The sequence below is a fragment of the Stenotrophomonas sp. 364 genome, from assembly GCF_009832905.1.
Classification (GTDB): domain Bacteria; phylum Pseudomonadota; class Gammaproteobacteria; order Xanthomonadales; family Xanthomonadaceae; genus Stenotrophomonas; species Stenotrophomonas maltophilia_AP.
On the sequence record NZ_CP047135.1, the window covers coordinates 1,030,313 to 1,043,541 of the forward strand.

A 13,229-nucleotide genomic window follows, 5' to 3' on the forward strand; every position below is an offset into this window, starting at 1 on the left:
CCTCACGGTCAACCGGCTCACGGCAGGTCGATGTATCGCTCTGCGAAAACCCGGTACTGCTGAACCTTCCTGGCCGCGGCGTCCGCGGCATGCACGTAGCGGATGGAACTGCGGCCTTTCACCTGACGGGGAAGCAGGAAGCAGCGGATGAAGGTGGTCGGTTCGCGCTCTGTGGTTGGCGCCAGCACCGGGGCGTGCCCCAGTTCGAACCAGGCTTCCCCGGCAGGATAGGCATGCGCTTGGCCGAGCGTTTCGATATGGATCTCGCCGCTGAGGCAGATGCGAATTCCCGGCCCTTGATGCACGTGGGTGAGCGCTACCCCGGCCGGCGGGAAATCGACCCGGTCGCACCGCATCAGCCAGCTGAAGCGCGGGTCCAACTGTACCGGCGCTTCCAGCTTCAACGTGCTGGCGGCCGCGGGCGCAGAGGGCAGGGCGCCCGGGCCGGATGCCACGGCATCGCTCAGTTCCCAGCGCCACAAGACCGTCTCTTCGGCGCCATTGATGAGGGTGGTCTCCTCCTGAGCTACGGAGGCGTGGCCTTCGCCGAGCCACTGTCCTTGATCGTGCCCGTCGACGGCCAACCCACCCGAGCGCACATACACCGCACGCGGCAGTGCCGGGAGGTGGATCGGCGGGCAGCCCGCAGGCAGGCGGTCTTCGTGGAGGCGCAGGATGAGATCGGACATGGGCGTAATCCTTCGGAAGTGTGGGCGTATCGTACAGCGATACCTTCGTATCGTATATGTTCCGTTTCTCAAAATTGTGGTCTATAGTCGCCCATCGGTATCGATTGCCGATACATCACAACCGCCAAAAATTCCGGAGGGGGAACAAATGGCCAGTAGTACGTCCACGTCGCCATCAGGCGACGCCAGCAACAAACGCTGGTGGCAAGGCGCCACCCAGCAGCAGTGGGGCACCTTCCGGTCGGCCTATCTCGGCTGGGCGCTGGACATCATGGATCTGATGCTGTTTGCCATGGTCATCAAGCACGTCAGTGCCGACCTGGGGTTCGACAAGTCCGACGCGGGGATGGTGATGTCCGCCACTCTGCTGGCGACCGCCGCCGGCGGGTTGCTGTTCGGGTTCCTGGCCGACCGCATGGGGCGCGCCAAGTCGATGATCCTCAGCATCATCTTTTACTCGATCGGCACTGCGTTGTGCGGGCTCTCGGACACGCTTGGCCAGCTCATGCTGTTCCGGGTCATCGTCGGCCTGGGTGTCGGCGGGGAATGGTCGGCCGGTTCGGCGCTGGTCAGCGAGACCTGGCCGGCCCAGCACCGCGGCAAGGTGATGGCGTGGATCCAGAGCGCGTTCGCGGCAGGCTACGCGGCGGCGGCCATTGTCGCGGCTGTGGTGGTGCCGATGTACGGCTGGCGCTGGGTGTTCGCGGTCGGCCTGCTGCCGGCACTGCTGGCCTTCTACGTGCGCCGTCATGTCAAGGAGCCGGAGATCTGGGTCAACCAGACCAGGCGGTTGAGCTTCACTGAGACATTGGCCGCGCTGTTCAGCGCCCATCGGCGCAACACGCTCATCGGCCTGGCGTTCACCACGGCAGCTATGTGCGGCTACTGGGGGCTGTTCACCTGGATCCCGACCTACCTGGCCACGCCGGTCGCCGAGGGCGGTCCGGGACTGGACCTGGTCAAGTCCACGGTGTGGATCGTGATCATGCAGGTGGGTGCGGCGCTGGGCTACGTCACCTTCGGTTACATCGCCGATCGGCTGGGGCGCAAGAAGGCCTTCCTGATCTTCTTCGCCGGCTCGGCGCTGTCGGTGCCGCTGTTCGTGATGATCCACACGCCGGGGCTGTTGATGGCATTCGGCATCGTGGTGGCCTATTTCGGGACCGGCTTCTACAGCGGCTTCGCCCCCACGTTCGCGGAAATGTTCCCGACCGCCATCCGCGCCACCGCGCAGGGCTTCGTCTACAACGGCGGCCGTGCGATCGCCGCGATCGCACCGGCGCTGATCGGCTACCTGGCCAACCAGCATGGCGTGGGCAGCGGCTTGCTCGCCACTGCGGGCTTCTTCGCGCTGGCCGGCCTGATCGTGCTGCTGTTCCTGCCTGAAACCAAGGGCGCGGAACTGACTTGATTCACCCTGGAGACTGACATGCCAATCATCCAAGTAACCCTGGTGCAGGGGCGCGACGAACAGAAGGTACAGGCCTTCATCCGTGCGGTCGCCCGTGCTGCACACGAGCAGCTGGACGCGCCGATGCAGACCATCCGTGTAATGGTCAATGAAGTGCCACCGCAGCGCTTCGCGGTGGGCGATGTACTCAAGAGCGATCCGCCGGCCGGGGCATCCGCATGAGCGCCGCCCTGACCCCGGCCGAGATCGCCGAACAGGCCGCGCAGCTGTACCGTGCCCTGCGCGAAGGCGCGCCCCTGGACCCGCTCAGCGAGCGCATTGCCGGGCTGCGTATCGAGGACGCCTACGCGATCTCCAGCGACCTGCTCGCGCGGCGCGTGGCCGACGGTGAGCGCGTGGTGGGCAAGAAGATCGGTGCCACCAGCGCGGCAGTGCAGCGCATGCTCAAGGTGGACCAGCCGGATTTCGGCTTCCTCACCGATCGCATGGAAGTGCGCAACGACGCCACGCTGTCGCTTGATGGCCTGATCGCACCCCGGGCGGAAGGCGAGATCGCCTTCCACCTCAAGCGTGATCTGTGCGGGCCTGGCATTACCCACCACGAAGTGATCGCGGCCACTGAAGCGGTTTCGGTGTGTTTTGAGATCGTCGATTCGCGCATTCGCGACTGGAAGATCGGCATCACCGACACCGTGGCCGACAACGCTTCCGCTGCCGCCTTCGTCCTGGGTGACCGGCGCGTGTCACCCAAGGGCCTGGACCTGGGCACGCTGGGCATGGTGGTGGAAAAAAACGGTGAGCTCGTCGCCACTGGCGCCGGCGCGGCTGCCCTGGGGTCGCCGATCAACTGCGTGGTGTGGCTGGCCAATACGCTCGGCCGCCTGGGCACCTCGCTGAAGGCGGGCGAGGTGATCCTTTCCGGTGCCCTGGTGCCCCTCATCCCGGTGCAGCGCGGCGACCACATGCGCGTACGCATGGGCGCCCTGGGCAGCGCCGACGTGCACTTTGCCTGATCCCGCTTCATTCCCCCAAGCATCCCCACAGGAGTGCGGTATGACCCTGAAAGTCGCCATCATCGGTCCCGGCAACATCGGCACCGATCTGATGATCAAAGTAATGCGCAACGGCCGGCACCTGGAAATGGGCGCGCTGGTGGGCATCGACCCCGCCTCCGACGGCCTGGCCCGTGCGGCCCGGCTCGGCGTCCCGACCATCGCCACCGGCGTGGAAGGGCTGATCGCATCGGAGGTGTTTGCCGATATCGACATCGTTTTTGATGCCACGTCTGCGTCGGCGCATGTCCGCAACGATGCGTTGCTGCGCCAGGCGCGGCCGTCGATCCGGGTCATCGACCTGACCCCTGCGGCCATCGGGCCGTACTGCGTGCCGACGGTCAACCTGGAGGCCAACCTGGCCGCGTTGAACGTCAACATGGTCACCTGCGGTGGGCAGGCCACCATCCCGATGGTGGCCGCCGTCGCCTCGGTAGCCAAGGTGCACTACGCCGAGATCGTGGCGTCCATTGCCAGCCGTTCGGCAGGCCCGGGAACCCGCGCCAACATCGACGAGTTCACCGAAACCACCTCGCGCGCGATCGAGAGCGTCGGTGGCGCCCGCGCCGGAAAGGCGATCATCGTGCTGAACCCGGCCGATCCGCCGCTGCTGATGCGCGACACCGTGTATGTGTTGTCCGAGGCCGTCGATACGGCGAAGGTCGAAGCGGCGGTGAGCGAGATGGTGGCGAGGGTGGCTGCGTACGTGCCCGGATATCGACTCAAGCAGCAGGTCCAGTTCGACGTCATCGACGAACCGCTCAACGTCCCCGGCATCGGCCCCACCACGGGGTTGAAGACCTCCATCTTCCTGGAAGTGGAGGGCGCTGCCCACTACCTGCCAGCGTACGCCGGCAACCTCGACATCATGACCTCGGCCGCGCTGGCCACTGCCGAGCGCATGGCCGAATCGGTGCTGGCCCAGCCGGCAGGCGCCTGAGGAGACTCCCATGACCCAACGCAAACTCTACATTTCCGACGTCACCCTGCGCGATGGTTCGCATGCGGTGCGCCACCAGTACAGCCTCCCGCAGGTGCGCGCCATCGCAGGCGCACTGGACAAAGCGCGCGTGGACTCCATCGAAGTGGCCCACGGTGACGGCCTGCAAGGCGCCTCGTTCAACTACGGCTTCGGCGCGCACAGCGACCTGGAATGGATCGAAGCAGCGGCCGAGTCGGTCAGCCATGCGCGCATCGCCACGCTGCTGCTGCCCGGCATCGGCACCGTGCACGACCTGAAGAACGCCTATTCCGCGGGCGCACGGATCGTGCGTGTGGCCACCCACTGCACCGAGGCGGACATCTCGCGCCAGCACCTTGAAGCAGCCAATGCCCTGGGGATGGATGCGGTCGGCTTCCTCATGATGAGCCATATGATCGCGCCCGCCGCGCTTGCCGAGCAGGCGCTGCTGATGGAAAGCTACGGCGCGTCCTGTGTGTACGTGGTCGATTCCGGTGGCGCGCTGGGCATGAATGACATGCGTGACCGGGTGCAGGCCCTGCGCCAGGCCTTGAAGCCGGACACCGAGATCGGCATCCATGCCCACCACAACCTGTCGCTGGGCGTGGCCAACTCCATCGTCGCGGCAGAATCCGGTGCGATCCGCATCGATGCGAGCCTGGCCGGCATGGGCGCCGGTGCCGGCAACGCGCCGCTTGAAGTGTTCATTGCAGCGGCCGAACGCCTGGGCTGGGCGCATGGTTGCGACCTTTACGCCCTGATGGACGCGGCCGACGACATCGTACGACCGCTGCAGGACCGCCCGGTACGAGTGGACCGTGAAACGCTGGCGCTCGGCTATGCCGGCGTCTATTCCAGCTTCCTGCGCCACGCCGAGGCCGCTTCGCAGCGCTTTGGAATCAATACCGTCGACATCCTGGTTGAACTGGGCAAGCGCCGCATGGTCGGCGGCCAGGAAGACATGATTGTCGACGTCGCCCTGGACATGCTGCGCCGTCGTGATGCGGCTGCAGTGAAGGAACCCGCATGAGCCTTGAGAACGAAATCCTTGATCGTTGCGCCCGCCTGCTGCGCGACGCCGAACGCGACGTGCGTGAGGTGGTCAAACTGACCGACACCTATCCCGTGCTGGATGTGGCTGACGCCTATCGGATCCAGCAACGCCTATGTGCGCTGAAGCAGGCCGAAGGGGTGCGCATCGTGGGCATGAAGATGGGCCTGACCTCCCACGCGAAGATGCAGCAGATGGGGGTGGATACGCCCATTTACGGCTTCCTCGGGAGCGATAACGCCGTCGATGATGGCGCGGCGGTGGACACCCGCGTGCTGATCCATCCCAAGGTAGAGGCCGAGATCGCTTTCGTGACGCGCGATGCACTGCGTGGCCCAGGCTGCACCGCCAGTGACGTGCTCGCTGCCACCGACTACGTGGTGCCGGCCATCGAGCTGATCGACTCGCGCTACGAGAACTTCCGGTTCGACCTGCCCAGCGTCATCGCCGACAACACCTCGGCGTCGCGCTACGTCCTGGGGTCGCGCCCGACGGACCCGGCCACGCTCGATCTGCAGACGCTGGGGGTGGTGATGGAGAAGAACGGCCAGGTCGCCGAGGTGGGGGCCGGTGCGGCCGTGCTCGGCGACCCTGCCGCTGCAGTGGCCATGCTGGTCAACATGTTGTCCGAGCATGGCCAACCACTGGAAGCGGGCGCGGTCGTGCTGTCCGGTGCCATCACCGCGGCAATTGCCGTGCAGGCCGGCGACAACGTCCTGGTCCGCGGCGACGGCATCGGTACCGTCGCCATGCGCTTCATCTAGAACGCTCCACCCCGTTCGTCAACGCCACGCGGCCTGTTCACCCAGGCCGTGACGGCATCGCTATGCCCTGGGAGGGGAATCATGGTCGGAATGAAGAGGAGAACAGCGGCCTCGGTGCCGTTGTGGCTGGCGTTGTCCGCACTACCGCACACGGCGCTGGCGCAGGCCGTGGATACCGCCACGCTGGAGGCGCGCATGGCCGAGCTGGAAGCGGAGATGCAGCAGATGCGAGGGTTGCTGCAGCAGTACCAGCAGCGCGATGCCAAAGCGGCCGAAAACACCCCCGCGGTGGCCGTTGCAACACCGCCCGCGCAAGCGTCAACGCCGATCCTGCCCGGGGCGATTCCCGGCACCCGCTTCACGGCAGGCGGCTTCATCAAACTCGATGCCATGACCACGCGGACCAGCGACGGCGCCATCGCCGATGGCTCGGCCGGCCGTCTGTTCTACTTCCCGGCCGCCACCCCGGTCGCCGCGGATGGAAACGGCAAGAGCGCCAGCTACACCGACGTGCATGCCCAGTTCTCCAGGTTCTGGCTGGGCGCCGACACCGTCACCGAACGTGGCGACACGCTCAAAGCGTATATCGAGGCAGACATGTATGGCGGCGGCAACAACGCCTTCGCCGGGAATGAAGTGATCACCAACACCTACGCGCTGACCCTGCGCCAGGCCTATGTCAGCTGGAACCACTGGCTGGCTGGCCAGACCTGGTCCAACTTCCAGGATGTAGCGGCACTGCCGGACACGGTGGACTTCACCGGTCCGTCCGAGGGCACCATCTTCAACCGTCAGGCGCAGCTTCGCTACACGCGCGGTCCGTGGTCGTTCTCGTTGGAAAATCCGCAGACGACGGTGGCGACCTACCGGGGCAACGGCACCCGCCTCAACAGTGGCGATGACAGCGTGCCAGACATCACCGCCCGCTGGGCGCAGCGTGGCGCCTGGGGCCACGTCACGGTGGCGGCCATGGTGCGCAGCCTGCGTTACGACGGCCGTACCGACACCGGAATTGCGGCAAGCCTGTCCGGGCGCGTCAACGTCGGCAGCAATGACGACCTGCGCTACATGGTCAGCGGCGGGCAGGGCATTGGTCGCTATCTGGGCTTCGCACTCGGTGCCGACAGCGTGCTGGACGCCGAAGGGGAGCTCCATTCCCAGGATGGTTACGGCGGCTTCGTGGCGTGGCGCCACGCCTTCTCACCCAAGCTGCGCGGCAACCTCGTCTACTCCGGTGCCTGGCTGGACAACGATGCGCAATGGACCGGCGCGCTGGTTACCGAGCGCGCACAGTCCTGGCGCGTCAACCTGATCTACTCGCCCTTCCCGAAGCTGGACCTCGGCGCAGAGCTGAGTCACGCCCAGCGCCGTCTGGAGAATGGGGAGGCTGGCGATCTGAACCGGCTGCACACTCACGTCAAATATAGCTTCTGAGGCTGCTAGAGCTTCCCCATAAATGGCCGTGGGGAGAGCGGGCGCTGATATGCCACGTCTAAGTCAGCTCTCATTCCCAGTCTGTCGTCGACGATATCGAGGAGAAGTGCCGAATGCACGGGAACACGGGAGAAGGTTGGGGTAACTGGCGCGCGGGTGCGGAATTACGTGCGTTCTTTCCTGGCCATGGCGTAGATACTTGAGGGTGGCTCTTGCTGTGTGCTCCTAGGAACGGTGTCGCTATGAGGACACGGAGGGGACCCCAATGCCAAACTTCAAACCTCCGGCACGTGCGTAGTATCTGCGTGTGACGACGTGGTTACAAAGAATCTTCACGGGCTGGACCACATCAACTTCGCAACCGACCGGCGGCGCTGTGCGGTGCTGCGGTCGGACTGGCGACCAGAGCCAAGCTGGCCGCAGCCGCGCCGCCCAACAGTTCGTCGAGCATAAATTGCCTTCGACGGTAGACGACGATGTAGCCTTGTCACGCAGCATGGTGTGTGCCTCTCGACTGACTTATCCGCGTGTCAGGCTGGCGCGGGTTCGAACAAAACGAAGAGCAACACTGCGATCTCCGGACTAGAGTCTAGGCAATGACGCGATTTCGTCCCTGCTGCTTGGCCATGTAGAGATGACGGTCAGCCTCAAGGGTCAGTTCATCGAAGTTCGTTTGTCCGGCGATACCCACGGCGATGCCAGCGCTCAACGTAGCCTCAATACGCTGCCCGTTAACAGTTAGGGCAGCCTCCTGAAAGCCTGTGCGCAAGCGCTGCGCAGCGGCTAGAGCCTCTGGCGCACTGCAGTCAGGCAAGACGCAGAGAAATTCTTCTCCCCCGATGCGAAACACCCAGTCCTTCTTCCGCACTGCTTTTTGGGCCACACGAGCGGCAATGACGATAACGTCGTCCCCCAGTGCGTGACCGTGCTTGTCGTTGATCTGTTTGAAATGGTCTATGTCGAAATAGATGATAGCGCGTTGCCGCGCTTCGTGACGATCACTCCGCTGCCAAGAGACTTTCCTTTGGTCAAGGAAGCGTCGGTTGTACAGAGTTGTTAGGGGGTCGCGTATCGAGGCCTCATAGAATTCCCGCGATACGCGCTCCTTGCTCATCGACACCATGAGCGCGCTCGCAAGGAGTGCCTCGAGAACGATCTGGCCGTTAAAAAGCGCAACAGCCCAGGCCTGCGGCTGGGCCGCGCCCAGTGGTTGGGGAAGCCAAGTGACAAAGGGCAGCGTAATGCCCGCGAGTAAAGCGGAGACAGCAAAGATGACGCCTAAGGGAAGCTTAGAGGGTAAGGATTCATCTGCTTTCTGCAATAGCAGACGCGCCGGGAGACCGGAGTAAAAAGCAACCAAACCAATTCGTACGGCCGCATTGAGCTCTTCAAGCCCGTATGGATCAAACAGGAGAAAAGCAGCGATCAACCACGCGGTAGACGGGGCGATGAGCGATACCCATCGTGCCGGCAGGTCGAAGAACGCACGGACAGCTTGCCAGCCGAAAGCGAAAGCTAAGGAAATAAAGAACGCCCCGAAGTGTAGTCCAGCCTTTTCAGGAAGGCAGGCCGGGCTCACGAGGAACATGCATCCCAAAGCACCTGCGGCGAAAGGGGCGGCAAACCATGCGAACCGGCTTCCCGGCGGACGTATGGCCACCATTAGAAGAGCAATGGACCCGAGTAAGGCTGCACTGTATCCGAGGAGGGTGGGGATATGAATCATCTCGATGGTATTTAGTTCCGTGCGCTGCGACTTTAGGGGCGTCGAGAGTAAGTGACCCCGCAGGACCGGGATAGGCCTCGAATCGCTAAGCGCCGTATGGTCCGGGATTTCTCAAGATGTGGGCCATGACACATGTCTCGCTTTAAGCGCATGGCGGCCGGTAGCGGAGTGTCATCTATGCCTTAATGCATCTAAGGTTGGGGCCAGAGGGCTGAAGATATGGACTTGTTTTACTAGCAAAAAGGGACGCCGGCAGGAGCGGGCCGTGCCGGAGGGTCGATAAATCAGGTTAGCTATAAGCGATGATGGGCGTCACATTTTGCACCAAGCCGAAAAATGTAAAAATTGTCCGTGAGCGTCGGGCCTTACCCCCCCTCCGTCCCGGTCTAATTTTTGCCCAGTGCGCCAAAATTGATCCGCTGAAAATTAGCGCCCACAGCCTCTTCACGGCTGATTGAGCTTATTGCAATGCCCCACTTGTTAGAGTCTGCTGCAGGCGAACGCCCTCTCAAATGGTGATTTATGGGCCAAGGCTGACGCAGGGTAGTAAGGAATCGCAAGGACAGTAGAAATGGCGTTAACCGTGGCAATCAGATGGAGGTTCGCTGGCTCAGTTTCCGCCTGCCCAACGGCCGGTCCATTGGTCCAAACGTCGAAGTCTGCATGGTCCGAAGCCGCAGAGACGAGCAGTTGCGTCGTACGAAGGCAAGTACTTTGGAGCGCCTGTCGGTCCGCTTGCTTTATAGCCCGGGTTTCCTCATCTCGCCTCAAAGGCAGATGAGAGCATAAGGGCATTTCTGACTAGAGAAGGCCATATTTTCACGATGACATGTTGCTGGTAAAGAGCGGTCGTCTACGCACCTCTAGCGACCGCCATATCCCCAAGGCAACGAAGCCTAGGGTCCGAGCCTTCCAGAGCTGCGTGTGGCTCGGCCGCTTCGCCAACGGAAAAGCTACGTTTCCCCGTCGCCGCAGCTCCAAGGCGGAGCACCCTTGTTCTCTGGTTTCAGCGTCCGCCGCTGCGGTGATGTAGCCCACGTTGTGAGCAAACGCGGACACTGCGTTTGGCTGGAGCATGGTCACAAGCATGTGAGCACCGGAGGGCGCCAGCATTCGAGACCCTTTCGCCACTGCGTCCGCGCCGCTTGGTAGGGGGAGTGCCTCGTCGGGGGAGGCGCCCACAAGTACGAACGGCTCACGTAAGAACGCAGGCTCCCGCGGCGCGGGGCGATGAGCCGCCACACTGCAAACCCGTCCCTGGGGCGAAGGAACGACGGAGCATGATCAATGTTCCAGCGCTTCAGCGGCACTGGGGCGGCCAAGATGCCAGCCTTGGACCGTGGCTTTCGGAGCGATATGACGAATTGCTTCAAGCTGCACCTGGGATTCGACTCCTTCTACGGTCACTGCGAGGTCCAGCGTGATCGCGAGCTCGTAGATCGCAGGGAGAACAGAGCGAAGTGGTGAGGGCGTTGCCAAGGCGGAGGTGAAAAGCCGATCAATCTTGATGCCGTCGAATCGGGTCTTTGCAAGATGCGAGAAATTTGCGTTACCTGTGCCAAAATCGTCGATCAGGAAGGCGAACCCTCTGGACTGGAGAAATTGCATGTTCTTCAGAAAGTCAGGGTGCACGATGTCTGTGCGCTCGGTCACCTCGAACTTCAGCTGAGAGGGTCGGATGCCTTTGCGCGCGGCCACATCCTCCACGTATGAGGGGAAGTCGTTGTCGGCAATGTCCTCCGGCTCAACGTTCACGCAGACGTAGTAGTCGCGATCTTCCAACCGTGGACGAAGCTCGCTCAGTGCACGCTGCACAACATAGCGCGCCAGCGTCGTGCTCAGGCCGTGGATCTTCGCAAGGGGTACAAATATGTCCGGGGAGATGACTTCTCCCGAGGATGTTGTCCATCTGCTTAAAGCTTCCCAGCCCATGACTCGGCCGGTGATGCCATCGCACAAGGGCTGGTACTCCAAGGTGATAAGGCCCTTGCTAAGTGCAGACGCAAGTTTCTCATCCAGGTTCCTCGGGGCGTGTCGGCGCCTAAGAATCAGGATCGAAACGGCGGAGCCCGTTGCGGCAGCGCCACTCGCTAGGCATCCAAGCAGCCAAGCGTTGAGCTGCCAAAGGCTTTTGCGTGGAAGCCGCACAGCCGCGCAGGCCGCGATAGTGTTGCTACACAAATGCCTCACAATGACACTTTCGGAGAAGCCGCCAGTCATCCGCCGCGCTGCTATTGCCTTGAAGACATGTTTCTTGTCCTGGCTAAAGACCATGATCGAACTGCGATGCACGGGATCGATGTCATCGAACGCTGAGGGAGAGCTGACAGTAAGTAGGTCGTCGCGGAGTACCAAGTTGGTCTGATGATAACGGGATCCAAGGACCTCTTCGGCACGCCAAATCCTTAAACTTTTGCGGTGGTAGTTCGCCGGAGGAAGTCGGATGGGGGTGGCGAGGACTCCCCATAGCGCCGTACAAACGATTTGGTCGTTCTTTACTCGGCCAACATCGCTCAGGTAGGCAGAGCGGAATGTGATCTCCTTGAGCTTGTCGACATCGTCCGGAGAGCAAATGTCCCTCGCGTTGGCGGCGAGCCGTGCCGCTGCCTGGCTGTTAGAAGCAATTGCCTCGATCTGAGCCACCGCGCGCGCTGCGACTCGTTCGGCGCTTTCGCTGTCGTAGTAGTAGAGCACCGCCTGTACGGATGCCAATGCTATCAGCAACGAGATGCCGACCGACGTGGCCACAGTAAAGCACTCTAGAAGACGGGTCTGGGGCTGTCTCATTCGTTGTCAAAAGGTAAGCAGCGGCTGCTCCCCCACTATGGAGATCTCACGTGGAACTCTAAGTATCGGCCGTCTATCCGAAATATTGACAGCGCGATCCAAGGCGGCTTCTTTTTACAGGCTGCCAAGCGTGCTTGAGTTGAGACGACCTACCGTAGCCGGTGCGTGAACCCCTCGACGAGGATCCGAGTCGCTTCATAGGTCTCTGAAAAATCATGCGATGAAGCGTCGGGCCTGGGCCGCATGGGGCTGGTTGCAGTGGTCGAGGTAGTCGCTGGCGAACTGCAGCAGGCTGCCGCGCAGGTCGCCCTTGTCCAGACTGTGCAGCCCGGCGGTGGCCCGGCTGACATGCCGCTGCATCACCCGGCGCAGCAGTTCCTGCTTGCTGCCATAGCGGCTGTAGAGCGTCTGCTTGGAACACCCGGCCTGCTGTGCACCGCCGGGATCCAACGAGGGGGCGCGCCACTCCCGCGCGCGCGGGTTGCTCGATGCTGGAAACACACGGTTGCATCTATAGGATGCTCTGCACACGCACGAGCAGTTCTCTCATGGTGAACGGCTTTCCAAGCAGCTCAATACCTGCTCTCCTTAGAGAAGATGGCTCATTACCACCACCCGCGTAGCCGGTGATCAAGAGAACCCGTGTCGTGGGGTGCAGGGCGAGGGTGTGATTGGCCAAAGCACGGCCGTTCATGCCTGGAAGCCATATGTCGGCCACAAGCAAATCGAAGGGGCGTCCCAGCAGCAGCTTCTCCCGAGCGTCCTCGGCACTGGCCGCCGTCGCCACCTCATATCCCCATTCGGTAAGGAACTCGCCGGCGAGGTCGCGGATCGTGTCCTCGTCTTCAACTAAGAGGATGCGAGATGGAAGTTTGGGCATGATGACTTCGTCTACCTGCATTGCGCTCATTGATAGGATAGCCCTTTGAAAGTCACTTCATCGGCGTACCCGCCTCTGCCTTGATGGCAGCCCTTAGCATATCGCTGAAAATTCGTTGTCGCGGTCGGGCCCTGGCCAAGGCTGCGCCCATCCTCCGCACGCCGGAATACGAACGCCACGACCTTCTCCGCCGGACTCCTGGGGGGCAGGGACAGCAGGCAGTTGATCCTCAAACTAGACAGCATCGAAGTGGTGGATGACGATAGGACGAGCATTTCGCGGGGGGCGGCACCTTTACCGACAGGGCGATGGAGCCACTATTGACGATTTGTACGCTTAGCTGAACCTTCCTCATGACCCTGAGGACAGGTCCTAAATGGCAAAAGGATCCAAGCAAATAGCAGCGTTCGCCCCAGTGCACCTGGAGCGAAGGTCTAGGCATGGTTATTTCTCCCGGTGTCGCTGGGTCTTCTC

The 13,229-nt window shown here is 62.4% G+C and carries 12 protein-coding genes; 7 read left to right on the forward strand and 5 right to left on the reverse strand.

The features are described from left to right. Nucleotides 1-17: 17 nt before the first annotated feature. A complete protein-coding gene (locus GQ674_RS04850; protein ID WP_159496181.1) occupies nucleotides 18-689 on the reverse strand; it encodes a hypothetical protein in 672 nt (223 codons plus the stop codon). 148 nt (nucleotides 690-837) lie between these two features. Between GQ674_RS04850 and GQ674_RS04855 the strand changes: the two genes are divergently transcribed. The 7 genes from GQ674_RS04855 to GQ674_RS04885 all read left to right on the forward strand — a co-directional run bounded on the left by GQ674_RS04855 (nucleotide 838) and on the right by GQ674_RS04885 (nucleotide 7,362). Beyond that, nucleotides 838-2,100 carry an MFS transporter gene (locus GQ674_RS04855; RefSeq protein WP_159496182.1) on the forward strand — a complete coding sequence of 421 codons (1,263 nt, stop codon included), beginning with the start codon at nucleotides 838-840 and terminating at the stop codon, nucleotides 2,098-2,100. An 18-nt stretch (nucleotides 2,101-2,118) separates the two neighbouring features. Next, nucleotides 2,119-2,322: a tautomerase family protein gene (locus tag GQ674_RS04860; RefSeq protein ID WP_159496183.1), complete on the forward strand. Its 204-nt coding sequence runs from the start codon at nucleotides 2,119-2,121 to the stop codon at nucleotides 2,320-2,322. Continuing rightward, nucleotides 2,319-3,113, forward strand: coding sequence for a fumarylacetoacetate hydrolase family protein (locus GQ674_RS04865; RefSeq protein ID WP_159496184.1), 795 nt, complete (start codon nucleotides 2,319-2,321; stop codon nucleotides 3,111-3,113). The genes GQ674_RS04860 and GQ674_RS04865 overlap by 4 nt, the downstream gene beginning before the upstream one ends. Before the next feature lie 40 nt (nucleotides 3,114-3,153). Further along, nucleotides 3,154-4,092 (forward strand): acetaldehyde dehydrogenase (acetylating), encoded by a 939-nt coding sequence (locus tag GQ674_RS04870; RefSeq protein WP_159496185.1) that lies wholly within the window; start codon nucleotides 3,154-3,156, stop codon nucleotides 4,090-4,092. 10 nt (nucleotides 4,093-4,102) lie between these two features. Then, nucleotides 4,103-5,143: a 4-hydroxy-2-oxovalerate aldolase gene (gene dmpG, locus GQ674_RS04875; RefSeq protein WP_159496186.1), complete on the forward strand. Its 1,041-nt coding sequence runs from the start codon at nucleotides 4,103-4,105 to the stop codon at nucleotides 5,141-5,143. Further along, nucleotides 5,140-5,928: a 2-oxo-3-hexenedioate decarboxylase gene (dmpH, locus tag GQ674_RS04880; RefSeq protein WP_159496187.1), complete on the forward strand. Its 789-nt coding sequence runs from the start codon at nucleotides 5,140-5,142 to the stop codon at nucleotides 5,926-5,928. Before dmpG ends, dmpH begins: the two co-directional genes overlap by 4 nt. A gap of 81 nt (nucleotides 5,929-6,009) precedes the next feature. Continuing rightward, a complete protein-coding gene (locus tag GQ674_RS04885; protein ID WP_236546191.1) occupies nucleotides 6,010-7,362 on the forward strand; it encodes a DcaP family trimeric outer membrane transporter in 1,353 nt (450 codons plus the stop codon). Between the two features lie 589 nt (nucleotides 7,363-7,951). On the opposite strand, the gene GQ674_RS04890 is transcribed toward GQ674_RS04885, so the two are convergent. The 4 genes from GQ674_RS04890 to GQ674_RS04905 form a co-directional block, all read right to left on the reverse strand. Further along, the gene (locus tag GQ674_RS04890; protein WP_159496188.1) at nucleotides 7,952-9,088 is read right to left on the reverse strand and encodes a sensor domain-containing diguanylate cyclase; all 1,137 of its coding nucleotides are present in this window, start codon (nucleotides 9,086-9,088) and stop codon (nucleotides 7,952-7,954) included. Between the two features lie 1,284 nt (nucleotides 9,089-10,372). Beyond that, nucleotides 10,373-11,836, reverse strand: a complete 1,464-nt coding sequence (locus GQ674_RS04895; protein ID WP_159496189.1) for an EAL domain-containing protein — start codon at nucleotides 11,834-11,836, stop codon at nucleotides 10,373-10,375. A 252-nt stretch (nucleotides 11,837-12,088) separates the two neighbouring features. Next, nucleotides 12,089-12,376, reverse strand: coding sequence for a TetR/AcrR family transcriptional regulator (locus GQ674_RS04900; RefSeq protein WP_236546192.1), 288 nt, complete (start codon nucleotides 12,374-12,376; stop codon nucleotides 12,089-12,091). 10 nt (nucleotides 12,377-12,386) lie between these two features. Next, complete coding sequence (locus GQ674_RS04905) at nucleotides 12,387-12,785, reverse strand: response regulator (protein ID WP_159496190.1); 399 nt, start codon at nucleotides 12,783-12,785, stop codon at nucleotides 12,387-12,389. Nucleotides 12,786-13,229 lie beyond the last annotated feature (444 nt).

Excerpts from the sequence above, each read along its gene's own strand:
- dmpH (WP_159496187.1), top strand. The coding sequence starts at position 5,140 with ATGAGCCTTGAGAACGAAATCCTTGATCGTTGCGCCCGCCTGCTGCGC.
- GQ674_RS04890 (WP_159496188.1), bottom strand. The coding sequence starts at position 9,088 with ATGATTCATATCCCCACCCTCCTCGGATACAGTGCAGCCTTACTCGGG.
- GQ674_RS04855 (WP_159496182.1), top strand. The coding sequence starts at position 838 with ATGGCCAGTAGTACGTCCACGTCGCCATCAGGCGACGCCAGCAACAAA.
- GQ674_RS04905 (WP_159496190.1), bottom strand. The coding sequence starts at position 12,785 with ATGAGCGCAATGCAGGTAGACGAAGTCATCATGCCCAAACTTCCATCT.
- GQ674_RS04865 (WP_159496184.1), top strand. The coding sequence starts at position 2,319 with ATGAGCGCCGCCCTGACCCCGGCCGAGATCGCCGAACAGGCCGCGCAG.
- GQ674_RS04860 (WP_159496183.1), top strand. The coding sequence starts at position 2,119 with ATGCCAATCATCCAAGTAACCCTGGTGCAGGGGCGCGACGAACAGAAG.
- dmpG (WP_159496186.1), top strand. The coding sequence starts at position 4,103 with ATGACCCAACGCAAACTCTACATTTCCGACGTCACCCTGCGCGATGGT.
- GQ674_RS04850 (WP_159496181.1), bottom strand. The coding sequence starts at position 689 with ATGTCCGATCTCATCCTGCGCCTCCACGAAGACCGCCTGCCTGCGGGC.
- GQ674_RS04885 (WP_236546191.1), top strand. The coding sequence starts at position 6,010 with ATGGTCGGAATGAAGAGGAGAACAGCGGCCTCGGTGCCGTTGTGGCTG.
- GQ674_RS04870 (WP_159496185.1), top strand. The coding sequence starts at position 3,154 with ATGACCCTGAAAGTCGCCATCATCGGTCCCGGCAACATCGGCACCGAT.